We start from the raw sequence: 23,889 nt of genomic DNA, 5'->3' as shown, positions 1-23,889 counted from the left end.
TCGAAAGGGCAGACGCATGGGCGCGCGGATAGAACGTCACGGATTGCAGGTTGATCAGGTGCTGCATGACTTTGTCGTAGACAAAGCACTGCCCGGCACCGGGGTTGAGCCCGACGCCTTTTGGGCCGCGTTGTCGACGCTGGCGCATGAGTTTGGCCCCAAAAACGCCGACCTTCTGAAAACCCGCGAGTCGTTCCAGTCGCAGATCGACGACTGGCACATTCGGCACCGCAACCAGCCGCATGACCACGATGCGTACAAGGCCTTTCTGTACGAGATCGGCTACCTGATCCACGAAGGCGATCCGTTCGAGATCGAAACCCAGAACACCGACCCTGAAATTGCGTCGGTGCCCGGGCCACAGCTTGTGGTTCCGATCACCAACGCGCGCTACGTGCTGAACGCGGCGAATGCGCGGTGGGGCAGTCTGTATGACGGGCTGTACGGCACCGACGCGATGGGCACGCCCGCGCCCAAAGGCGGCTATGACAAGGGGCGCGGCGCGCGGGTGGTGGCACGCGCGCGGGTGTTTCTCGATGAAGCCTTTCCGCTGACCGGCACCAGCCATGCCGACGCGCGCCGCTATCATGTGCATGACGGCGCGTTGCTGGTGGACGATGTTCCACTTGCCGATCCGGCGAAATTCATCGGGTATAAAGGCCATCCCAAGGCCCCGGACGCGGTGCTGCTGCGCAACAATGGTCTGCATGTCGAGCTTGTCTTTGACCGCACCCATCCCATCGGCAGCCGCGATCAGGCGGGCCTTGCCGATGTGCGGCTGGAAAGCGCGATATCGGCGATCATGGATTGCGAGGATTCGGTGGCCTGTGTGGATGCCGAAGACAAGACGCTGGCCTATGCCAACTGGCTGGGCCTGATGAAAGGCGATCTGACGGAACGCTTTGAAAAGGCGGGAAAAACTGTCACGCGAGCGCTGAACCCGGACCGGGTCTACACCGCGCCGGGCGGTGGAGAGGTCAAGCTGAAAGGCCGCGCGCTGATGCTGGTGCGCAATGTCGGTCACCTGATGACGAACCCGGCGATCCTGCTGAAGGACGGCTCTGAGATTTACGAAGGGCTGATGGACGCGATGATCACCGCGCTCATTGCGAAACATGACCTTCTGAAAACCGATGGCCCCCGCAATTCGGTCAACGGGTCGGTGTACGTGGTCAAGCCCAAGATGCACGGACCAGACGAAGTGGCCTTTGCCAATGACACGTTCAGCTTTGTCGAAAAGGCGTTGGGGCTGCCGCAAAACACCGTCAAACTCGGGATCATGGACGAGGAGCGCCGCACTTCTGTCAATCTCAAGGAATGCATCCGCGCCGCCAGACATCGCGTCGCCTTCATCAACACGGGCTTTCTTGATCGCACCGGGGACGAGATCCACACCTCGATGGAGGCCGGACCATTCAGCCGCAAGGACTTCATCAAGCGCAAGGCGTGGATTGGCGGTTACGAGGACCGCAATGTGGATATCGGGCTTGAGTGTGGCCTGAGCGGCAAGGCGCAGATTGGCAAAGGCATGTGGGCGATGCCCGATATGATGGCGGCGATGATCGAACAAAAGATCGCGCATCCGCAATCGGGTGCCAATTGCGCCTGGGTTCCGTCGCCGACGGCGGCCACGCTGCACGCGCTGCATTATCACAAGGTCGATGTGTTCGCCGTGCAGGACAAGCTGCGCAAAGGGGGTCGCCGCGCGCATGTGGACATCATTCTCGACATTCCGCTGGCCAGCTACCGCAAGTGGAACGAAGAGCAGATCACCCGCGAAGTGGAAAACAACGCGCAGGGCATCCTCGGTTACGTGGTGCGCTGGATCGATCAGGGGGTCGGTTGCTCCAAAGTGCCGGACATCAACAATGTCGGCCTCATGGAGGACCGCGCGACCTGTCGGATCTCGGCGCAGCACATCGCGAACTGGCTGCATCACGACATTGTTTCGAAAGAGACGGTTCAGGACATCATGCAGCGGATGGCCAAGGTGGTGGATGAACAGAATGCAGGCGATCCGGCCTACGTGCCGATGGCCCCGACGTTCGACGGCATCGCATTCAAGGCGGCCTGTGATCTGGTGTTCAACGGCCGGGTTCAGCCATCGGGCTATACCGAACCGGTTCTGCACCAGCGTCGGCTGGAACTGAAAGCCGCCCGCTAGGCGGCGTTTCCGGTGACGGAAACGTGTCGATACGTCAACGCATCGACCCGCCAAGAAAAGGCGGCGCAACCTGCATATTTGCGTTTGCGCTGTCTAAAACCCGCGCGTATAGAAGCGTCAGGCACCTGTAGCTCAGCTGGATAGAGCGCTGCCCTCCGAAGGCAGAGGCCAGAGGTTCGAATCCTCTCAGGTGCGCCATCTTTTTTTAAGCCGCACGCACCCCGCGCGCACTTGGGACGCAAGGTCATTTGCCCGATAGCGCGAATTTCCGTTCGCACATTCACATTTACGTTGACTCCCCCCGCGTCATTTCCGTTCCTGTACCACAATGAAAAAACGCGATGGTCACCTGTGGCCTAGGGGAGGAACATCCATGTCTTTCAAGAAACTCGCTTTGGCGAGCACGGTCTTGTCCAGTGTTGCCGGGTTAACAATGGCGGAAGAGTTGCGGTTTGATGATGTCTTCATCATCGGCGACTCGCTCAGCGATGCCGGGGCCTATTCGCAATCGGTGCAGGCGGGCGCGATGGGGGCGTTGCCGGTCATCAATTACAAGTTCCTGACCAACGCGCCGGACGGGTCGTCGCTGACCTATGGCGAGGTGCTGGGGCAGGAGCTTGGCCTGACGCTGGGGCCAAACGTGTATTCTTCGGTGCCGCTTGCCGGTCTGCCGGAGCAGGCGCTGGGCGGAACGATCTATGCAGAGGGCGGGTCGCGGGTGACGGATCCGACCGGCATCGGGTTTAACCTGTCACAAGGCATCACCACCCGGTCCCTGGCCGAGCAGGTGGACCGTTTGCTGGCCGACCGGCCGAAGCTGGGTGAAAACGACCTCGTGATCCTGTGGGGCGGTGCCAATGACGTCTTTTCGCAGGCCGGAGCCGTGGGCGCAGGTGCGATTTCGGTGCAGGATGCGGCGGCCAACATGTCGCAAGCGGCAACCGAACTCGTGGGTCTTGTTGGCCGGGTCAAGGACGCCGGGGCCGAGTCGGTGATCGTGGTCACCGTTCCCGATATTGGCTCAACGCCGTTCGGTATCTCGTCGGGTCCGCAGGGGGCCGGGCTGCAGACCGCGCTGACAGATGCTTTCAATGCGACCTTGCTGGCCTCGATCGGCGACAGCGCGGTGATCGTAGATTCGCAGAAACTGCTGGGGGCTGTTCAGGCTGATCCGGTGAAATACGGCTTCACCGCGCCCAATGCGGCGGTTGTCCCGGCCTGTGCCGACACCTCGCTCAGCTGTGTGCAGGGGATCAACGCGAGCGCCGACAGCGAAGAGCGCGTCTTTGCCGACGGGGTCCATCCGACCACCTCGGCGCATGAATTGTTTGGCCAGGCGGCCTTTGCCGGGCTACAGGCAGCCACCCAAACCGGTGCGATTTCCGCCGCAACGATGACGGCGCTGCGCCAGCACGGCTTGTCCATCGAGAACCGGATGAACCCCACAGTGCTGCGCACCACGGACGAAAACGGGGCGCCCCGTCGCCGCGACGTGGGCGACGTGGATGTCTATGCCAGCCTGGATATCGGCCGGTTCGAAGCCGACGCGCAGCAGGTCACCCCGGGCATCGAAGGCGCGACACGGGTCCTGAAGGCCGGGGCCGACATCGTTGTTGCCCCCAACGCCACCATCGGTGCGGGCATCAGCCTCGATTACGGCGATGTGGATTTTGACAATGACGCGGGCGGGTTTGAAAGTGACCTGGTGGTCGGCGTGGTGTTTGGCCAGATCGCATTGTCGCCGAATTTCTATCTGAACGCCGCCCTTGGCGGCGGCCGGATCAATGTCGATGACATCACCCGAAGCTTCACGCTCGGCCCTGCAACAGAGCGCTACACCGCAGACACCGAAGGCGACTACCGGTTCGCCCGCGTCGGTGGCGGGGGTCTGTTTACCTTGAGCAATCAGGTGCGGCTGAACCCGTTTGCGCATTACACTTGGGAACGGGTGGCGCTGGACGGGTTTACGGAATCCGATGGCGCGGCCAGCTTGTCGTTTGGTGACACCGAGTACGAATCAAGCCGGATCACCGCGGGCTTGTCGGCGATCTTCACGCCCTCCAACATGGATGGCTGGGCGTTCAACCTGCGGGGATCGATCGAGCATGACTTCAATGACGATCCTCTGGAAGTGTCGCTTGGCCCCAATGCCGATACCCTGGGCAGCGTGTCAGCGCCGCGTCCGGACCAGACCTGGGGCTATATTTCGGGCTCTGTGGTCAAGGAATTCGGCTCTGGCGCGTTTCTGAGCGTGACGGGGGCCAGTTCTGTCGGGCTGGATGGCGCACGTGGGTTCACCGGCGCGGTGACCTACAAGATGACGTTTTGAGGATCGCATCCGGAGCCGCAGGTCGCTGCGGTTCCGATCCAACAGAAAAGGGCTGCCGATGGGGCAGCCCTTTTTCTATCCAGCGATGTGGAATATCTTACCGGCCCCAGGACCGAACCGGACCGCAATCCATATGGACGAAGTTGGAGCCGCTGTACCGTCCGACGCCGCCTGCCTTGCAGGCCGCCGCGGCGCGGGCCATCTGGTTGACAGAGCGGGAATTGAGCCGCAAGTCTGCCGCTTGTGCCTTGAGGTGCAACGAATTTTTCGCCACACCAGACCCCCGACGCCGCAGCATCGCGTTGGTTTTCGGGCTGCGATAGCCGCTGAGCAGCATATAGGGTTCGGTGGCATCCATCAGGTTGTGCGCCGCTGCCATGATATCCACGGTGCGCAGGTCAACCGATTTCACGTCATTGGTCCGCCAGTCCCGCATGAAGTGGTTCACTTCGCGGACGGCGTCTTTGATATACTTGCCTTCGATCCAGTAGATCATGTCGATCCGTTCACCGGTGCGGCCAGAATACATGCGGATCCGTCGGATATCGCCCCCGCCGCGCAGAAAGCCTGCTGCGTTTGAGTAGCTGGGTGCCGCGGTGACTGCCGTCGCTGCAAATGCTGCGAGAAGTCCGCGACGCGTGATGCCGCCAGATGCTATGTCAGTCATGGATTAAGTGCCTGTCCCGTGTTCACTTGGTCGTCTGTCCGCGCCGTTCCGCGAACCTGCCGTATGCCTGATCGTGGCGTGACTATGACACAACACGAATCCCAAAAAAACCTAAACTTGGGGTAAATATTTTGTTTCAAGGTTTTTCGGCAAAAACCTGCTTAATTGCCTCAGGTGTGTTAAAGTTACGCTACACCTGATTTGCCGGTGCAGCATTGCCGCAAATTGGCACCAAAATGATTGAAAAACCCTTTTGTGAATGGACACTGCGTTCATCCATCAAGACGATATGAAACCAAGACGCGTGTAAGGCGTTGTAATTGTACGATTTAGGGAGAGTGGTTGATGTTTCACCGGACGGTTCTGCGAAGTACAGCGGTCATGGCCATTGTTGCGGCCTCGTATTTTGCGCCGAATGATGCAAATGCCGTGCAGGTTACGGCGTTCCAGCAGGCTGTTGCAGAGAACGTGTCCCGGGACGATCAAATCGCCGCGTTTTACCGTGAGAGGGGATTCGCCCCGATCTGGACCGGCGGCACAGATGCCGATTTCGAACGCCGCACCGCTCTTCTGGACGCGCTGAGCACTGCCGCGCATCACGGCCTTCCGGCCGAACGCTACAACACGCAGGCGCTGCTGACGCAGATGGCCTCTGTTGGCACCGGATATGATCGCGGCGCGCTCGAAGTGTCGCTGACCGAACTTTACCTGAGCTTTGCTCGCGACTTGCAGACCGGGGTTATCGACACGCCCAAACGTGTGGTCGGCGAAATCGTCCGCGAGATCCCGCGCCGCGACGCTTCCTACTATCTTGACGGGTTGATGTCCGACACGCCACGCGCATTCCTGTCCTCGCTTGCACCGCAATCGCATGAATACGCGCGGCTGATGAAGTCCAAGATGCGGCTGGAACACACGATTGCCCATGGCGGATGGGGCCCGACCGTGCCCTCCCGCAAGCTTGAGCCGGGCAACACCGGCGCGGGCGTGATCGCGTTGCGCGACCGGCTGATTGCCATGGGGTATCTCGATCGCACGGTGACCGCGCGTTACAACACGGCCATCACCGAAGCCGTCCGCAGCTTTCAAGAGATGCACGGCCTGACGGCAGACGGCGTTGCCGGTGCCGGGACAATCGCGGAACTGAACAAGACGCCGCAGGAGCGGCTCAAATCCGTGATCGTCGCGATGGAGCGGGAACGCTGGATCAACCGGCCGGACGGGCTTGGCGATCGCCACATCCTTGTGAACCTCACGGATTTCAAAGCGCGCATCTTTGATCACGGCAAACTGACCTTTGAGACCCGGTCGGTGATCGGCCATCAGGATATTGATCGCCAGACACCGGAATTTTCCGACGAAATGGACCACATGGTCATCAACCCAAGCTGGTACGTGCCGCGATCCATCATCGTGAACGAATACCTGCCCAAACTGCGCGCCAATCCCGGCGCGGTGGGGCATCTTGAGATTACCGACAGCCGGGGCCGTGTCGTCAGCCGCAACCGCAGCTTTGCCGGATACACCAACCGGACCTTCCCGTTTGCGATGCGTCAAAAGCCCGGCCCGCGCAATGCGCTGGGGACGGTGAAATTCATGTTCCCAAACAAGTACAACATCTATCTGCATGATACGCCTGCAAAATCCCTGTTCTCGCGCGAGGTCCGCACCTTCAGCCACGGCTGCGTACGCCTGAACGATCCGCATGATTTTGCCCATGCGTTGTTGGCGATGCAGACCGACGATCCCGAAGGGTTCTTTCGGTCGCGGTTGCGGTCCGGTCAGGAAACGCGGGTCAACCTGGATCAGCATGTGCCGGTCCATCTGATCTACCGCACCGCCTTCACGACCGCCAAAGGCCAGGTTCAGTACCGCCGCGATATCTATAACCGCGATGCACGCATCTGGAACGCCCTGAGCGCAGCAGGGGTGGAGATCGGTGGTATTCAAAGCTAAACCTTCGGCCAGTCAGGCCGGAGACCGTCATGTCCTACACCATCGCAGAGATCGCCCGCGCACTTGGCATCCGTGCGGAAGGCGACGTGTCGCTGACCGTTCACGGTGTGTCAGAACCGGCCGATGCGGGCGCGACCGATCTTGCGCTGGCGATGAAGCCCGAATTTGCAGGGCAATTGTCCCACGGGGACGCGCGCGCCGCGATGCTGTGGGACGGGGCAGACTGGCAGGCGCTGAACCTGTCCGCCGCGCTTCTGGCGCCGCGCCCGCGCTACGCCATGTCGGGTCTGTCCGCGATGATGGATGCCGGCCCGCGCTACCCGGCGGGCATTCACCCCTCTGCCAGTGTCGACCCGTCTGCCGTGATCGAAGCGGATGTCAGCATCGGCCCGTTCTGCGTCATCGGGGCCGGGGCCGTCATCGGGCAGGGCGCAACCCTTGGCGCACATGTCTATGTCGGACATGGCACGCGGATCGGGCGCGACGCGTTGCTCCATCCCGGCGTGCGCATCGGGCATGAGGTCACGATCGGGTCCAACTTCATCGCGCATTTCAACGCCACTGTAGGGGCCGACGGGTTTTCCTTTGTCACGCCCGAGCCATCAGCCGCAGAGGCCGTGCGCGAAACGCTGGGCGATCAGGGCGATGCCAAGGCACAAAACTATGCGCGTATCCATTCGCTTGGCGGCGTGACCATCGGGGACGATGTGGAACTGGGCGCGAACGCCTGCGTGGATCGCGGAACGGTGCGCGACACGCGCATCGGCAATGGCTGCAAGTTTGATAACCTCGCGCAGGTGGGCCACAACGTGGTGATCGGCAATGACTGCCTGATCTGCGCGCAAGTGGGGATCGCCGGGTCCAGCCGCATTGGCAACAACGTGGTGCTGGGCGGACAAACCGGGGTCAGCGACAACCTGTTTATCGGCGACAATGTCATCACCGGCGGGGCCACCAAAGTGCTGTCCAACGTGCCCGCGGGGCGCGTGATGCTGGGCTATCCGGCGATGAAAATGGACACCCAGCTTGAGCTTTACAAACAGTTGCGCCGCCTGCCGCGCCTGATCGCCGACGTGGCGTCCCTCAAGAAATCAGTTTCAAAGACAGACGCGAGTGACTAAATCACGCGGCAACTGGAACCGAAATTCAGGGTGTGGGACATGAGCGTGCAAGAGCGGGTCATCCGCATCATCGCAGAACAGGCCATGATCGAACCGTCCGATGTTGCCGAAACGGATACGATGGACGACCTTGGCATCGACAGCATGGGGCTGGTCGAATGCATCTTTGCGCTGGAAGAAGAATTCGACATCGACGTGCCGTTCAACGCCAATGAACCGGAAAAAAGCGACTTTGACATCACCTCAGTTTCCAGCGTGATCGCGGGGATCGAACGGCTGATCGCTGCGCAAAAGGGCTGATGCCATGAAACGGGTGGTCATCACCGGGGCGGGCACGATCAATGCGCTGGGGTTGAATGTGCCCGACACACTTGCCGCGATGCGCGAAGGCCGGTGCGGGATCGGGGCGCTGTCGTTTCAGGATGTCGACCGGCTGGCCATCCAGATCGGCGCGCAGGTGCATGACTTTCATGGCGAGACCTATTTCAACCGCCAGCAACTGTCGCTCTATGACCGTTTCACCCAGTTCACCCTGATCGCCGCGCGCGAAGCGCTGGCGCAGTCGGGGCTGGAATTCTCGGGTGATCTGGCAGCGCGCTCCGGTGTCATCCTTGGCAATTCGGGGGGCGGGATGACGACGCTCGACGAAAATTACCGGTCGGTTTACGAGGATGGCAAGAACCGGGTGCACCCGTTCGTGGTGCCTAAACTGATGAACAACGCCGCCGCCAGCCACGTGTCGATGGAGTTCAACCTCAAGGGCCCGTCCTTCACCGTCTCCACCGCCTGCGCGTCGTCGAACCACGCCATGTCCCAGGCGTTCCAGATGGTGCATGGCGGGATGGCCCCGGTGATGATCACCGGCGGATCGGAATCCATGTTGTGCTTTGGCGGGGTGAAGGCATGGGAAGGGCTGCGCGTCATGTCCAAAGACGCCTGCCGCCCGTTCAGCGCCAATCGCAACGGCATGGTGCAGGGCGAAGGGGCAGGTGTGTTTGTCTTTGAAGACTATGATCACGCCACAGCCCGTGGTGCGGATATCCTGGCCGAAGTGGTGGGCTTTGCCATGACCTCGGACGCGTCCGACATCGTGATGCCGTCGAAAAACGGCGCCGCACGCGCCATTGCCGGGGCCTTGGCGGATGCGAAACTCAACCCCGAGGACGTGGGCTACATCAACGCCCACGGCACCGGAACCGCCGCCAACGATAAAACCGAATGCGCCGCTGTCGCGGATGTGTTCGGCGCGCATGCGGATCAGGTCATGATGTCCTCGACGAAATCCATGCACGGCCACTGCATCGGCGGCACCGGAGCCATCGAATTGCTGGCCTGCATCATGGCCGTCCGCGACGGTGTCATCGCCCCCACCATCGGATATGACGAGCCCGACCCCGAATGCGCGCTGGACGTGGTCCCCAACGTGGCGCGCGACGCGCATGTCGAGGTGGCCCTGTCGAACGCCTTTGCCTTCGGCGGCCTGAACGCGGTGCTGGCGCTGCGCCGGGTCTAGGCTTTTCATAGGTCGCGCTGTGCGCGGCGGGTCCCGCCGGTCAGCGCTGGCTAACCATCCCGTCCCGGTTCATCAGGATTGCTGGAAAACAGCGCGATCTTGTTGCCCTGCGGGTCACGCAGGTAGCTGACATAGAAATGAGCACCATATGACGCGCGAAAACCGGGCTGGCCTTCGTCCGTGCCACCTGCGGCCAATGCCGCCGCGTGCAGGTCGTGCACCTGCGCCTGGCTGCGCGCTTCAAACGCCACCATAGCCCCGTTCCCGGCTGAGGCCGGATGCCCGTCAAAGGGCGGTTTGACGTAGAAATCCGGATGGACCGGGGTTTTGCCCGGGGCAACCGGTAACGTGAAGCTCAGCCCTTCGGCGCCTTCTTCCAACGTGTAGCCAAGGGCGGGCAGGAACGCCGTGTAAAACCGCTTGGCGCGCGCGATGTCGTCTGCGCCGACCGTGACATAGGCAATCATGGTGTGGTCCTTTCTGGCCCGTCAGGGCGCGTCGCGCACAGTCTTGGCATAGTCGCGGAGGCTGGATCAACCGTCACGCCAGCGGCTTGGCTCGCCGAACGCATGATTGTCTGACCGTTAACCTTCTTTGCCGCATACCCGTGCCCACGATGCGCATCGAGCGGGAAGGGTCACTCCCATGCCGCGACACCACAGAACGACACGTCTCTCATAGGCCGAAAGGCCGACCATGAGAAACCGGTTTCACGTAGGCCCGAACGGGCACAGGTCACGGGGCAACCCGAAACAACAAGAGACGTGTCAGACCCAAAGGGCGGCGCCGCTTCTTTATCTTCAGACCGTGATCCTCGGGCTTGACCCGGGGACTTCAGACCAAACAGGTCCTTGGGTCTTTGCCCAAGGACGATGCTCAGGCGCGTAAAAACCGTGCCCCATTGCACTTTCCCTGAACACATGGCCATCTGCGGCCATGAATTTTGCCAGCCGTATCACCCGACTTCCCCACGCGTTCGATCCCGATCACGGGCAGGACGCTTTGTCCGCCACACCCTGGGCCACGGGCGATGTGGCAAAGCTGATTGCCGGGACGGGCGGATGCAGCCCGTATCTCAAATCCCTGATCGAAAAGGAACAGGCGTGGCTGGCCCCGGCGCTGGATGCGCCCGAACAGGCGCTGCAGGATATCTACAGCGCATTGCGCGATACCGCGCCCGATGTGCTGCCGTCTGAACTGCGGCGGGCCAAGCGCCGCGTTGCGCTGATGACGGGGCTGGCGGATCTGGCAGGGGTGTGGCCACTAGAAACCGTCACCCAGGCACTGTCGGATTTCGCCGATCTGGCCGTGCACCTGGCCCTGCGCGCTACTGTCGGGGCCGAGATCAAACGCGGCAAGCTGCCGGGGCAGACGCCCGACGACGCCGAACAGGCGGGCGGCATGGTGGCGCTTGCTATGGGCAAGATGGGCGCGGGTGAACTGAACTACAGCTCGGACGTCGATCTGATCTGCCTGTTCGACGAAACCCGGTTCGAACCCGACGACTACCACGATGCGCGCGCCAGCTTTGTGCGGGCGACGCGCAAGATGTGCGGGATGCTTAGCGACCTGACGGGCGAAGGTTATGTCTTTCGCACCGACCTGCGGCTGCGTCCCGACCCGTCTGTCACGCCGGTCTGCATCGCGATGGAAACGGCAGAGCGGTATTATGAAAGCGTCGGCCGGACATGGGAACGTGCGGCCTATATCAAGGCCCGTCCTGCCGCTGGCGATCTTGCGGCAGGGGAGGCGTTTCTGAAGACGCTCAAGCCGTTTGTCTGGCGCAAGCATCTGGATTTCGCCGCCATTCAGGATGCCCATGACATGGTCGAACGCATCCGCGAACACAAAGGTCTGGGGGGGCCGATCACGCTTCCCAGTCACAATATGAAGCTGGGCCGTGGCGGCATTCGGGAAATCGAGTTCTTCACCCAGACCCGCCAGATCATCGCCGGTGGCCGCGACCCGGACCTGCGCGTTCGGGGCACGGTGCCGGGTCTGTCCGTTCTGGCGCAAAAGGGCTGGGTGCCTGAAGACGTTGCTGACACGTTGACCCAGCATTACCGGTCGCACCGCGAGGTCGAGCACCGGGTGCAGATGATCCGCGACGCGCAAACCCATGACCTGCCGCAATCCGACGAAGGGTTCGACCGGCTTGCCGCGTTCATGGGCACCGACCGGGCCAGCCTGCAATCGGACCTGCAAGCGCGGCTCGAAGAGGTGCACACCCTGACCGAAGGGTTCTTTGGGGGTGAAACATCGACCGAGGCACCGGGCGACATCCCCGAAGATCTGGCCACCTCGGAAACGGTCAGCCGCTGGCGCACATACCCGGCGCTGCGCTCGGCCCGGGGCAGCGGAATATTCCAACGCCTGCGCCCCGAAATCCTGCGGCGACTGGCCAAGACGTCCAATCCGCAGGACGCGCTGGCCGCTTTCGATGGGTTCCTAAGTGGTCTGCCCGCCGGGGTGCAGGTGTTTTCGCTGTTCGAAGCCAACCCGCATCTGATTGACCTGTTGATCGACATCGTCGGCGTGTCGCCTGATCTGGCCCGCTACCTGTCGCGCAACGCGTCGGTGTTTGATGCCGTGATCGGCGGTGACTTTTTCTCGGACTGGCCGGGGCAGGAGGCGTTGCTGGCCACGTTGCAGGATGTGCTGTCGCAGGAAGCGGATTACGAAAACAAGCTGAACACCGGGCGGCGCTGGGGCAAGGAATGGCACTTCCGAATTGGCGTGCACCTGCTGCGCGGCCTGATCGACGCGGAAGAGGCGGGGCGTCAATACGCCGACCTTGCCGATGCCACGCTGGGCGCACTGTCGCCTGTCGTACACGAAGAATTCGCGCGCAAACATGGACCGGCCCCCGGACGGGGGGCGGTGGTTCTGGGCATGGGCAGCCTTGGGTCGCGTCGCCTGCACGCGCGGTCGGACCTTGACCTGATCGTGATCTACGATCCTGCGGATGTGGACATGTCCGACGGACGCCGCCCGCTGGCATCGCGCCCGTATTACGCGCGGCTGACGCAGGCGCTGATCACCGCGATGACGGTGCCGATGGCCGAAGGGCGTCTGTACGAGGTCGACATGCGGCTGCGCCCGTCCGGCAATCAGGGACCGGTGGCGACCAGCCTGACCTCCTATCGCGACTACCAGATCAGCGATGCCTGGGTCTGGGAACATCTGGCGCTGACACGCGCGCGGGTGGTGGCGGGGCCCAAGGCTTTGGCGACGGACGTGCAGGCGGTCCAGACCGAGGTTATGACCGCGTCGCGCGATGTCGACACGATCCTGCGCGAGGTTGCGATCATGCGGCAGCGCATTGCGTCGGCCAAGGGCACCGGCAACCCCTGGGATGCCAAGCTGGGGCAGGGGCGGATGCAGGACATTGAACTGATGGCGCAGGCCGCAGCCTTGCTGGCGGGGCGCACGCTTGGCACGATCCCGGACGCGCTTCAGGCCGGGGCAGAGTGCGGTGTCCTGACCAAGGCCGATGCGGACACGCTGTGTGACGTCTATCGCCTGTGCTGGTCGCTTCAGATCGGCGCGCGTTTGATTTCGGAAACCACGATGGAACCGGACAAAAACAATGGCAGCGGGGCAGAGTTCCTGTGCCGGATCACCGGCACCACGGATGTGGCCGATCTGCAGGACAGGCTGGACCGGGACACCCGGCGGGCGGCCGACATCATCAATGCGGTTTTGCCGGATGTCGAAGAAGAGGAGTGAGCCATGAAAAAAGGCGACGCAACGGACCCCAAGGGCCTGATCGCGGAATCCTACAAGATCGACGGCATCACCTATGAAGAGTGCCGGTCGATCTTTCTGGACTGGGCTCTGGCTGTGCCGGTGGACGCGGACAGCCCCGCGCTGATCACCACGCTGCTGGCGCGGCACCCGGTTGCGGATCATCCGATGACGCAGGTTCTGACCGAAGGTCTGTCGGCGGCAAAGACGCCGAAACGGCGCGGCGGCTGGAAGGGGCGGCGGCAATAGGTTCGTCTGCATGCGGCGCGCTGGCAGGGCCAGCACCGCGTGTCCGAAATAAGAAAGGCCACCCGAAGGCGGCCCATTCAATAGTCAGTGCAGGATCGGTTAGCCGTTCGATGCAGCCGGTGCCGCGGCGGCGGCAACGGGCTTGGACTTGCCGCCATTCAGCGGGTCGTCCTGGCGCTGCACGGAGCCTTCGAAATGCGCACCGGATTCGATCGCGATGGTCTTGTGGATGATGTCACCCTCGACACGCGCGGTCGCGGTCAGGCGGACTTTCAAGCCACGCACTCGGCCCACGACGCGGCCATTCACGACAACGTCGTCTGCAATCACTTCACCTTTGACGGTGGCGGTTTCGCCGACGGTCAGGAGATGCGCGCGGATGTCGCCCTCGACTGTGCCTTCAACATTGATGTCGCCCGTTGTCTTGAGGTTCCCTGTGATGTGCAGGTCGCTCGACAGCGTGGATGCGGCCGGCTTTGCCTTGGGGGCAGATGCCTTGAATTCGGTCGCCGCGGGGCGCGAAGATTCTGGCATGGCCGGCTTCGGCGCGCTGCCCTCGTCGGCCTTGGGACCGGGCTCGTTGATTTTGCTTTTAGAAAACATCGTTTGCAGCCTTGATATAGATCATGGGGTTAACGGGCTTGCCGCCGACACGTACCTCGTAGTGCAAGTGGGTGCCGGTTGAGCGTCCAGTGTTCCCCATAGCAGAGATGCGATCCCCGCGCGAGACCCGTTGGCCCTTCTTCACATAGATTTTCGAGTTATGCGCGTAGCGCGTTTCGATGCCAAATTCATGCTGGATCTTGACGAGCCTACCATATCCTGACTGCCAGCCCGCGAAGGTCACAACACCGTCCGCCGTGGCATAGATCGGTGTGCCATGGGCTGCGGCAAAATCGGTTCCGGCATGCAGGCGACCCCAGCGATATCCAAACCCGGATGTGAAGCGAAACGAATCTTTCAGCGGCATCGCAAACGGCGCTTTTTCAGCCGCGATGCGGTAGAGGTTCAACCGGTCCATCTGGTTCAGGATGCGGTTGGCGCGCAGCACATCTTCCGACGGCTCTTCGCCGCGGGTCGAGAAGCTCAGCGGCATCAGCGGGCCACCCTGTCCGGAATAGCCGCGGCGCACCTGGTTGAGAATGGTGTCGGGGTTCATGCCCGCTGCGGAAAACATCTTGTCGAGCGGTTTGACCGACACGGTCATGGCTTCTTCAAGCTGGCGGAAAATCGTGTCGTTCTTTTCGGCCATCAGCTTGATCTCGGTCGCCATCTCGTCGGCGCGGACCAAGGCGTCCTGCGCATCGGCGACAACCTGATCGCGTTCCTTGGCGGTGCGGGCCAGCGCAGAGGACAGGAAATCGAGCGTCGTGGTATCCACCGCCCCGGCAGAGGCCAGCGCCGTGCCGCCTTCTTCGATCTCGGTGCGCAATGTGGCCAGTTCGGTGCGGACCTCTTCACGCGCCCGGATGGCGTCGCGCAGTTTCAGCTGAACCGCTTCAAGGCCGGTTTCCATCTCGACGCTGCGGGTTTCGGCATCGAGCAGTTTCGACTGCATGACCGATACCTGTTCCAGCGCGCTGTTGAACCGTTCCTGTGCGGCCACCGCTTCGGCGGCGCGGGCGTCGCGTTCTTCGGACAGGATGTTCAGCCGCAGCTGATAGGTTTCCAGATCCCGACGTGCCTGTTCGCGGAAGTTGCCCGACCCGATTGAATCCATCAGCAGGATCGCGGTTGCGATAATGCTCCATGCCAACACAAGCGATGCGCCCCCGAAGGCCAGCGCTTGCGTGCCGGATTTCAGTCGGATGAATCGTGTATCGGTGTCGGATCGCAGGAATAGGCGGCGTTCCGGAAAAAATCTTTCGAGTATGCCATGCAGTTTAATCGCAATTCGCGTGCGCACCTGTATGTTCCCCTAATCCGTCCCTTTTTCGCGCCTCGTAGCCCCAACCCGGACGCGTATCCGTTACGGCTGTACCGTCACATTCAGAAATTGGCAACATTTTTGGACCAGCGATTCGATCCGTCACGCGGTCAACCGCCGAAGTGGCAAGATTTCGCCTATCTGTCCAAGGGTTAGCTGCGGCGGTTTATCGCGCTGACGCGGGGTCTTGGGCTAAACCGGTTCGGTCAGCGGCCAGTAGAAATCCGGCGGCAACCCGGCTTCGGCTCGTTTTTCTTCGTTGAAGGGGGGTTTTAGCGCGCCTTTGAAGTATTTTCGCACCAGCCCGTGAAAGGCGTCTTTCGGATCCATCTCGTGCCGGCCGCACAGGAAGTGAAACCATTTCGAGCCATAGGCCACATGACCAACCTCTTCGCCGTAGATCACTTCGAGCGCGGAAACCGCGCTGTTGGCGTCGGCCTTGCGAAAGATCTCGATCATGCCGGGGGTCACGTCCAGCCCGCGTGCTTCCAGCACCATCGGGACCACGGCCAGCCGTCCCATGAAATCATCAACCGTGTCCTCTGCCGCCCGCCACATGCCCGCATGGGCGGGCAGGGCCCCATAGTGACTGTCCAGCTCTTCCAGACAATCACACATCAGGTTGAAGTGCTTTGACTCCTCGTCAGCCGCCTTGACCCAGTCGTCATAGAACCCGATGGGCATGGTGATATGCGCAAAGCGTGGGATGATGTCCCAATGCAGATCGACTGCGTTCAGTTCGATATGCGCCACCGCATGCAACAGCGCGATGCGGCCCTGCGGGCTGCCGGGTTTGCGTTTTGGCACGTCGCGGGGGTTCAGCAATTCAGGTGCCGTCGGGCGGGACGGGCGCAGCGGTGGGTCGGCGCGTCCAATCTCGATCGGCGCACCTGCTGCGCGGGCGGCGAACCACTGGGCTGCATATGCGCGCGATTTCGCGGTTTTCTCGCGTCCGTCTGCGGTGGTCAGAACATCCACCGCCATGTCACAAAGTGTTGTCATGCGCCTGTCCTGTCAGGCCGTGCACCAAAAGCCAAGGGCGGATGCTCCGTCAACGGAGCATCCCGGATGCGTCGACGCATCCGCTCGCCGCTTTACAGCGCCTTGGCGGCGTCGAGCACCTCTTCCGCGTGACCGGGCACCTTCACCTTGCGCCATTCCCGCGCAATGCGGCCTTCGCCATCAATCAGGAAGGTCGAGCGTTCGATCCCCATGAACTTTTTGCCGTACATGGATTTTTCCTTCCAGACGCCGAAGTCCTCGGAGGTGGTCCCGTGCTCATCGGACAAAAGCGGGACAGTCAGGTTTTTCTTGGCCATGAACTTTTCATGGCTGGCCAGACTGTCCTTGGAGATGCCGAACACCTGAACCCCGATCTGGGCAAAGTCATCCTGCAGCGCGGTGAACGCCTCGTTTTCCTTTGTGCAGCCCGACGTGTCATCACGCGGGTAGAAAAACAAGACAACCGGTGTGCCGCGCAGGTCGGACAGCGAAACCTCGCTTTGCGCACCGCCCTGAACGGGAAGGGTGAAATCCGGCGCTTTTTCCAATGTGTCGCTCATGGCGCAATCCTTTAGAAGACGTTTGTGAGGAAGACAGGTAATCTGCCTTCCAAGAGGATAAGTCTACAGGATTGCGCTTCCAGTGACAGACCCGGAAACGGACACAAAAAACACCGAAACACCACGGCGTCGCCGCCGGGGGCGGTGGATTCTGGGCCTTGTTCTTGCCTTGTCGCTTGCGGTGGTCGGCACCGGCTGGGCCATTGTCGGCAAAAGCCTGTCCGCACCCGATTGGGTGCGCGACGCGGTTGAGCTGCGTCTGGCCGAAACCCTGCCGGGCTTTGAGGTGCTCTTTGGTGATGTGCAGGTCCGGGTGGAGCCGGACGGGCGCACCCGGATTATTCTGCTGGATGTGGATGTGCGCACCTCCGAAGGCGCGCCGGTGGCGGTGTTGTCGGACGTGGAGATCGGACTGGCGGTGCATGACCTGCTACGCCGCCAGATCGTGTTACGCGATCTGAATGTCAGCGGGGCTTTCGTGACCCTGACCCGCAACCGCGCCGGTCAACTGGGCCTGGCGCTGGGCGATGCGTTTGCGCTGGACGGCAACACACCGGACGTGCCCACGCTGGTGACCGAGATTGACCGGCTGTTGTCGGATGCGCGTTTGTCGAAACTGCAAAGCGTTGAGGCCGACGCGCTGACCCTGCGGTTCGAGGATGCGCGCGCGCGGCGCGGCTGGACGGTGGATGGCGGGCGGTTGCGGCTGTCGCGCGACAATGACCTGCTGCGCCTGTCGGGTGACTTTGCCCTGCTTGGCGGTGGTGCGACGGCGACACGGCTGCAACTGGATGCGTCCTCGCCCATTGGCGACACGGCGGTGACCTTTGGCGTGTCGCTGGACGATATGCCGTCGCAGGACATTGCCACCCAAGGACCCGCGCTGGCGTGGCTGGGGGCGCTGCGGGCCCCGATCTCGGGTTCGCTGCGGGCGACGATGCGCGAAGACGGATCGCTGGGCCTGTTGAACGCCACCTTGCAGATCGACAAGGGCGTCGTGCAGCCCGGCACGGATACGCCGCCAATTCCGTTCAATGCGGCGCGCAGTTACTTCACCTTTGATCCCGACCGGTCGCAGATCGTGTTCACCGAACTGTCCGTGGACAGCGCTTTGGGCCGGGCGGTGGCCGAAGGCCGCGCCACGGTGCGGGATCTGCGCGATGGTGTGCCCACCGAAATGCTGGGGCAGGTGCGGTTCACGACGCTTGAGGCCGCCGAGGACACCGTGCTGGAACGCCCCATCGCACTGGACCGGGCCGAGGTGGATTTCCGGCTGCGCCTTGATCCGTTCAAGGTTGATCTGGGCCGTGTCTGGATCGACGATCCGCAGGTTCCGGTGCGGGTCTCCGGCGCGGTGTCTGCCACGGACGAGGCCTGGGCCTACAGGCTGGATGGCACGGTGGGCCAGTTGACACCCGAGGCGCTGTTGCGGATCTGGCCCACGTCCCTGGCCGCGCGGACCCGGACATGGGTGGTCGAGAACATTCAGGGTGGCACGATCGAAACCGGGCAATTTGCTCTGCGGTCCCAGGATGGGGCGCGGCCCATCGTCTACCTGAACGCGGCGTTCGACGACGCGCAGGTGCGGTACACACGCACCTTGCCGGTGGTCAAAGACGGCTCGGGAACCCTGACGCTGAACGGCACGCGGTTCGCGGTGCGGGTCCGCGACGGCACGGTCACTCCCCCGCAGGGCGGGCCGATCAAGATCGCGGGGTCGAGTTTTGTTATTCCTGATACCCGGCAGCGCCCGGCTGAGGGGCAGGTCACTGTCGCCGGGGAAGGCCAGATCGAGGCGCTGCTGTCGTATCTTGACAGCCCGCGTGTCGAACTGATGCAAAAGGCCAATCGCCCGGTGGACCTGTTGTCCGGGCGCGTGCGGTTTGATGGATCGCTTGTCTTGCCGCTGCGGCGGGGATTGAAATTTCCGGACATGGTATTAGCGTTCCAGGGGCGCGCCACGCAGGTGTCCAGCGACGCCATCGTGCCCAACCGGTCTTTGACGGCACGGGCTCTGGACATTTCGGTGACGAACGATGCGCTGCGTGTGTCCGGGGCGGCGCAGCTTTCCGGTGTGCCGTTCGTCGGCGCGTGGACGCTGCCGCTGCCGAAACCGGGCGCGCCTGCGGCGACCAGCGTGGTTGAAGGCCACGTGACCCTGTCGGCCGACGCCGCCCGTGCCTTTGGCGTGGCCTTGCCCGACGGGGCCGTGTCGGGCAGCGGATCGGGGCAATTGCGCGTAGATCTGCGGCGCGGGCAACCGCCGGCCTTTGAACTGACGTCCACCCTGTCCGGCATCGGGTTGAGCCTGCCGCCCATCGGCTGGTCGCTGTCGCGGGGGGCCACAGGTGCGCTGCGGGTGGCGGGTGTGCTGGACCGACCGGCCCGCATCGACACGCTGAGCCTGACCGGCCCCGGGCTGGAGGCCCGTGGCGCCGTGCGATTGAACGCCAATGGATCACTGGCCGCGATTGATCTGGAGCGGGTCAAGGTGGGCGGCTGGCTGGACGCGCCGGTCACTTTGGTCGGGCGCGGCGCCGGGGTGCCGCCTGCGGTGCGGATCAACGGCGGGCGGGTCGATTTGCGCAACGCGCCGTTTGGCCGGGGGCAGGGCGGCGGCGGGCCGGGGGGATCGGTGCCACTGGCGCTGAACCTGAACGAATTGCAGGTCTCCAACAGCATCCGGCTGACGGATTTTCGCGCGGACCTGACCTCGGCCCGCGGGCTGTCCGGGGCGTTCACGGCAAATCTGAACGGCAAGGCCCCGATCACCGGAGAGGCGTTGCCGCAAGCGGGCGGCACGGCGTTTCGCATCCGGTCCGACAATGCCGGTCGGGTGTTCCGCGAGGCGGGTATCCTGAAAACCGTGGCGGGCGGGGACCTGACATTGGCGCTGGCCCCGGTGGCGGGACAACCGGGCAGCTATGACGGCGCGCTGGATGTGACCAACACACGGCTGCGCGATGCGCCGGGGATTGCGTCGCTGCTGGACGCGATCAGCATTGTTGGACTTCTGGATCAGCTGGAAGGCCCCGGCATCCTGTTCAGCGAGGTCGAGGCGCGGTTCCGGCTGACGCCGGATCGGTTGTTGCTCACCCGATCAAGTGCCACGGGGCCATCCATGGGCATCTCGATGGATGGCATCTACAACCTGACGACAAGCACTTTGGACCTGCAAGGCGTGCTGTCACCGATCTTTTTTCTGAACGGGATCGGCAGTATTTTTACCCGCAAGGGCGAAGGGTTGATCGGGTTCAATTTCAATCTGACCGGACCGGCGTCTGATCCGCAGGTGTCGGTGAACCCGTTATCGGCCTTCACACCGGGCATGTTCCGCGAGATATTCCGCAGACCACCGCCAACACCGGGGGAATAAAATCCCTGCAAGGATTTTCAAAAGCAGTGACTGCTTTTGTTGCGCGCCTGAGTTCGCTATGGGCTGGCCCGACCTGTGCCAGAGGGATGCAAGACCATGAAACTCAGCGATTTCGATTTCCATCTGCCCGAAGCCCTGATTGCCACGCGGCCCGCGTCGCCCCGGTCCTCCGCGCGCCTGCTGCATGCCGAGGCGGGCGGGATCGCGGATCGGATCGTCAACGAATTGCCGCAAATCCTGCGTCCGACCGACCGGCTGGTGCTGAACGATACCAAGGTGATCCCGGCGCGGTTGTTTGGCCAGCGCAGACGCGATGGGGCCGCAGGGCCGTCTGTGGCAAAGATCGAGGTGACGTTGCTGGAACCCAACGCCGATGGCTCCTGGTCGGCTTTGGTCAAACCGTTGAAAAAGGTCAAAGACGGTGAGGACATTACCTTTTCCGACGATCTCTCGGCAACGCTTGAAGCGCGTTCTGACGGGCAGGCGCGGTTGCGGTTCAACCTGAGCGGCGATGATTTCGATGCCGCGCTGGCCGAAGCCGGGGCGATGCCCTTGCCGCCCTATATCGCGGCCAAACGGCCTGCCGATGCGCAGGACAAGGAAGACTACCAGACCATCTGGGCGCGCAATTCCGGGGCGGTTGCCGCGCCCACGGCGTCGCTGCATTTCGACGAAGCGCTTGTTGCCGCGCTTCAGGCGCGCGGTGTCCAGATGAGCTTTGTCACGCTGCATGTGGGCGCGGGCACGTTCCTGCCGGTCAAGGTCGAGGACGTGACCACCCACAAGATGCACGCGGAATGGGGCAAGGTCAGCGCAACGGCCGCAGACGAGATTGCCGCGACCAAGGCGGCGGGCGGGCGTGTCCTCCCGGTGGGCACCACCGCGCTGCGCCTGATCGAAAGCGCGGCGCACGGCGGCACCATCGCCCCGTGGGAGGGCGACACGGATATCTTTATCTATCCGGGGTTCAGGTTTCAGGTCACCGACGGGTTGATGACCAATTTCCACCTGCCGAAATCCACCCTGATGATGCTGGTCTCGGCGCTGATGGGGCAGGATCGCGTGAAGGAGATTTATGCCCATGCCATCGAAAACAAGTACCGGTTCTTTTCCTATGGTGACAGTTCGCTGCTTATTCCGTGACCACCATCAGCGGGAAACCTTGTATGGGGCGAAAAAAGTCGCGGGTTTGATTGAAGCGGTCGCTTTGAACGTCTAGCCAAGGGCAGCATCGTGCCAATTGGCGCGCAGGACCAGCAAGAAAGGCATGGGCTTATGTTGAGCGTTTTCAAAACGTCGTGGCCGCTGCTTTTGGGCATGCTGCTTTTGATGCTGGGCAACGGGTTGCAAGGCTCGCTTCTCGGGGTGCGTGGCTCGAATCTCGGGTTTTCGTCCTTCGAGATGTCGGTGGTCATGTCGGCCTATTTCGCGGGCTTCCTGCTGGCTTCGCAGGTCACGCCCAACATGATCCGGCGCGTGGGGCACGTGCGGGTGTTTGCGGCGCTTGGATCACTTGTGTCGGCGGCGTTGCTGCTGTTTCCGACGATCCAGGATCCCATCGTGTGGATGCTAGGCCGGGTCCTGATCGGGTTTTGCTTTTGTGGCGTCTACGTGACGGCGGAAAGCTGGCTGAACAATTCCTCGACCAATGAAACCCGCGGTCAGGCGCTGTCGGCGTACATGATCGTGCAGATGCTGGGCATTATCATTGCGCAGGGGCTTTTGGTTGTGCCCGATCCGTCCGGCTATCTGTTGTTCGTGATCCCGTCCGTTCTGGTTTCAATTGCCTTTGCGCCGATCCTTTTGTCGATTTCGCCAACCCCGGCATTCGAAAGCACCAAGCCGATGAGCTTGCGCGAACTGTTCAATGTGTCGCCTTTGGGGTTTGTCGGCATGTTCCTGATGGGCAGCGTGTTTGCCGCGCAGTTCGGGATGGCGGCGGTCTATGCCACCGAAGCGGGGCTGAGCATCAACCAGATCCCGATGTTTACAGCAGCGTTCTACATTGGTGCGCTGTTGTTTCAGTATCCCATCGGGTGGCTGTCTGATCGCACCGACCGGCGGGTTTTGATTGCGCTGTCGGCGGCAATTGCCGGGTTGGCGTCGATCTGTGGCATGATCCTGGGGGGCAGCTTCTACGTGCTTTTGGGGTCCGCGTTCTTGATCGGAGGGCTGTCGAACCCGCTTTATTCGCTGTTGATCGCCTACACCAACGACTTTCTGGAATACGAAGACATGGCGTCGGCCTCTGCCGGGTTGTTGTTCGTGAACGGGTTGGGCGCGATCACCGGACCGCTGGTTATCGGCTATGCGATGCAGGTGTTCGGACCTCCGGGGTTTTTCCTGCTGCTGTCAGCGGTGCTGGTCGTGATGGCGGGCTATGCGGTCTACCGGATGACCCAGCGTGCATCGCCATCCGTCGAAGACACCAGCGCCTATCAGACCATGATGCCTACCGCGTCGCCGGTCACGGTTGAACTTGCGTCGGAATGGGCGATCGAGACGGCCGAGGCGGAAGCCGAAGCGCAGGCGGCCGAAGAGGAGAGCCAGGCGACCTACGGCACATGATTGTCGCTGGGGCACAACGGTTATGCCATGTGTCGAAGCTGACATGAAAAGTGACTGTTTCCCCTAGGTTTTCTTGGCTACCGTTCCTAAATTGATGGGGGACCGCGCGTTAGGGATCAGGAGAGAACGATGGTCACGCCTGAAGAAGTATTGAGTTTTTGGCTGGACGACGTCGGGCCAGATGGATGGTACAAGGCATCGGACGAGCTGGATCAGTCGATCCGGGACAGGTTCGAAACCAGCTGGCACAACGCGATGGACGGGCGCTACGCGCAATGGCTGACCTATCCAAGCGGCACGCTGGCCTATGTCATTTTGCTGGATCAATTCCCGCGCAACATGTTCCGGGGCAGCAGCGCTGCCTTCGCGTCTGACCGCCTTGCGCTGGCGGCGGCCAAGCAGGCGATTGGCAAGAACTGGGATCTCAAGATCGACGAACCGGCGCGGCAATTCTTTTACCTGCCGTTGATGCATTCGGAAAACCTGTGTGATCAGGATCGCTGTGTGCGGTTGTTGCTGGACCGGATGCCCGAGGACGGTGGCAGCAACCTGCTGCATGCCCGCGCGCATCGCGAGGTGATCCGCAAGTTTGGCCGCTTTCCGTACCGCAACACGGCGCTGTCACGGGCATTCACGCCGGTCGAAAAACGCTATGTCGATAATGGGGGCTACGGGTCCACCGTGGAAGAGGTCAGGAAAGCCGGGTAACG

At 62.2% G+C, this 23,889-nt stretch carries 18 protein-coding genes and 1 tRNA gene; 13 read left to right on the top strand and 6 right to left on the bottom strand.

Features of this window, described 5'->3' with window-relative positions; genetic code table 11:
- Positions 1 to 16 precede the first annotated feature (16 nt).
- From MWU54_RS02805 to MWU54_RS02795, 3 genes are all read left to right on the top strand, one after another.
- Positions 17 to 2,164, top strand: coding sequence for a malate synthase G (locus tag MWU54_RS02805; protein WP_247080620.1), 2,148 nt, complete (start codon positions 17 to 19; stop codon positions 2,162 to 2,164).
- A gap of 121 nt (positions 2,165 to 2,285) precedes the next feature.
- Positions 2,286 to 2,362, top strand: a tRNA-Arg gene (locus MWU54_RS02800).
- A gap of 175 nt (positions 2,363 to 2,537) precedes the next feature.
- A complete protein-coding gene (locus MWU54_RS02795) occupies positions 2,538 to 4,493 on the top strand; it encodes an autotransporter domain-containing protein (RefSeq protein WP_247080619.1) in 1,956 nt (651 codons plus the stop codon).
- A gap of 97 nt (positions 4,494 to 4,590) precedes the next feature.
- Here the strand turns inward: MWU54_RS02795 and MWU54_RS02790 are convergent, their stop codons facing one another.
- Positions 4,591 to 5,160 carry a DUF882 domain-containing protein gene (locus tag MWU54_RS02790; protein ID WP_247080618.1) on the bottom strand — a complete coding sequence of 190 codons (570 nt, stop codon included), beginning with the start codon at positions 5,158 to 5,160 and terminating at the stop codon, positions 4,591 to 4,593.
- A gap of 345 nt (positions 5,161 to 5,505) precedes the next feature.
- On the opposite strand from MWU54_RS02790, the gene MWU54_RS02785 reads away from it, so the two are divergent.
- The 4 genes from MWU54_RS02785 to MWU54_RS02770 are packed head-to-tail and all read left to right on the top strand — an operon-like array spanning position 5,506 to position 9,750.
- Positions 5,506 to 7,116 carry a L,D-transpeptidase family protein gene (locus MWU54_RS02785; RefSeq protein WP_247080617.1) on the top strand — a complete coding sequence of 537 codons (1,611 nt, stop codon included), beginning with the start codon at positions 5,506 to 5,508 and terminating at the stop codon, positions 7,114 to 7,116.
- Between the two features lie 29 nt (positions 7,117 to 7,145).
- Entirely contained in the window at positions 7,146 to 8,237 is a 1,092-nt protein-coding gene (gene lpxD / locus MWU54_RS02780) for a UDP-3-O-(3-hydroxymyristoyl)glucosamine N-acyltransferase (protein WP_247080616.1), read from the top strand.
- Between the two features lie 39 nt (positions 8,238 to 8,276).
- The gene (locus MWU54_RS02775) at positions 8,277 to 8,537 is read left to right on the top strand and encodes a phosphopantetheine-binding protein (RefSeq protein WP_247080615.1); all 261 of its coding nucleotides are present in this window, start codon (positions 8,277 to 8,279) and stop codon (positions 8,535 to 8,537) included.
- Positions 8,538 to 8,541: 4 nt separating this feature from the next.
- Positions 8,542 to 9,750, top strand: coding sequence for a beta-ketoacyl-[acyl-carrier-protein] synthase family protein (locus MWU54_RS02770; protein ID WP_247080613.1), 1,209 nt, complete (start codon positions 8,542 to 8,544; stop codon positions 9,748 to 9,750).
- A 50-nt stretch (positions 9,751 to 9,800) separates the two neighbouring features.
- Here MWU54_RS02770 and MWU54_RS02765 read toward each other — a convergent pair whose 3' ends face one another.
- Entirely contained in the window at positions 9,801 to 10,217 is a 417-nt protein-coding gene (locus MWU54_RS02765) for a VOC family protein (RefSeq protein WP_247080611.1), read from the bottom strand.
- Between the two features lie 469 nt (positions 10,218 to 10,686).
- Between MWU54_RS02765 and MWU54_RS02760 the strand changes: the two genes are divergently transcribed.
- Both MWU54_RS02760 and MWU54_RS02755 read left to right on the top strand, forming a co-directional pair.
- Complete coding sequence (locus tag MWU54_RS02760; protein WP_247080609.1) at positions 10,687 to 13,479, top strand: bifunctional [glutamine synthetase] adenylyltransferase/[glutamine synthetase]-adenylyl-L-tyrosine phosphorylase; 2,793 nt, start codon at positions 10,687 to 10,689, stop codon at positions 13,477 to 13,479.
- A gap of 3 nt (positions 13,480 to 13,482) precedes the next feature.
- Positions 13,483 to 13,746, top strand: coding sequence for a hypothetical protein (locus MWU54_RS02755; RefSeq protein ID WP_247080607.1), 264 nt, complete (start codon positions 13,483 to 13,485; stop codon positions 13,744 to 13,746).
- Between the two features lie 99 nt (positions 13,747 to 13,845).
- Here the strand turns inward: MWU54_RS02755 and MWU54_RS02750 are convergent, their stop codons facing one another.
- The 4 genes from MWU54_RS02750 to MWU54_RS02735 all read right to left on the bottom strand — a co-directional run bounded on the left by MWU54_RS02750 (position 13,846) and on the right by MWU54_RS02735 (position 17,235).
- Positions 13,846 to 14,349: a polymer-forming cytoskeletal protein gene (locus tag MWU54_RS02750; RefSeq protein ID WP_247080606.1), complete on the bottom strand. Its 504-nt coding sequence runs from the start codon at positions 14,347 to 14,349 to the stop codon at positions 13,846 to 13,848.
- The gene (locus MWU54_RS02745; protein WP_247080605.1) at positions 14,339 to 15,652 is read right to left on the bottom strand and encodes a M23 family metallopeptidase; all 1,314 of its coding nucleotides are present in this window, start codon (positions 15,650 to 15,652) and stop codon (positions 14,339 to 14,341) included. The genes MWU54_RS02750 and MWU54_RS02745 overlap by 11 nt, the downstream gene beginning before the upstream one ends.
- Before the next feature lie 213 nt (positions 15,653 to 15,865).
- Positions 15,866 to 16,675: a ferritin-like domain-containing protein gene (locus MWU54_RS02740; protein WP_247080604.1), complete on the bottom strand. Its 810-nt coding sequence runs from the start codon at positions 16,673 to 16,675 to the stop codon at positions 15,866 to 15,868.
- A gap of 92 nt (positions 16,676 to 16,767) precedes the next feature.
- Entirely contained in the window at positions 16,768 to 17,235 is a 468-nt protein-coding gene (locus tag MWU54_RS02735; RefSeq protein WP_247080603.1) for a peroxiredoxin, read from the bottom strand.
- 82 nt (positions 17,236 to 17,317) lie between these two features.
- On the opposite strand from MWU54_RS02735, the gene MWU54_RS02730 reads away from it, so the two are divergent.
- The 4 genes from MWU54_RS02730 to MWU54_RS02715 all read left to right on the top strand — a co-directional run bounded on the left by MWU54_RS02730 (position 17,318) and on the right by MWU54_RS02715 (position 23,887).
- The gene (locus MWU54_RS02730; RefSeq protein ID WP_247080602.1) at positions 17,318 to 20,611 is read left to right on the top strand and encodes a DUF3971 domain-containing protein; all 3,294 of its coding nucleotides are present in this window, start codon (positions 17,318 to 17,320) and stop codon (positions 20,609 to 20,611) included.
- A 96-nt stretch (positions 20,612 to 20,707) separates the two neighbouring features.
- On the top strand, positions 20,708 to 21,754 hold the full coding sequence (gene queA, locus MWU54_RS02725) for a tRNA preQ1(34) S-adenosylmethionine ribosyltransferase-isomerase QueA (protein WP_247080600.1): 1,047 nt from the start codon (positions 20,708 to 20,710) through the stop codon (positions 21,752 to 21,754).
- Between the two features lie 132 nt (positions 21,755 to 21,886).
- On the top strand, positions 21,887 to 23,179 hold the full coding sequence (locus MWU54_RS02720) for an MFS transporter (RefSeq protein WP_247080599.1): 1,293 nt from the start codon (positions 21,887 to 21,889) through the stop codon (positions 23,177 to 23,179).
- 129 nt (positions 23,180 to 23,308) lie between these two features.
- Positions 23,309 to 23,887 (top strand): DUF924 family protein, encoded by a 579-nt coding sequence (locus MWU54_RS02715; RefSeq protein ID WP_247080598.1) that lies wholly within the window; start codon positions 23,309 to 23,311, stop codon positions 23,885 to 23,887.
- The last annotated feature ends 2 nt before the right edge of the window (positions 23,888 to 23,889 follow it).

It is taken from the genome of Marivita sp. S6314 (genome assembly GCF_023015985.1).
Taxonomy (GTDB): Bacteria; Pseudomonadota; Alphaproteobacteria; order Rhodobacterales; family Rhodobacteraceae; genus Marivita.
This window is presented reverse-complemented; position numbering and strand designations above follow the sequence as displayed.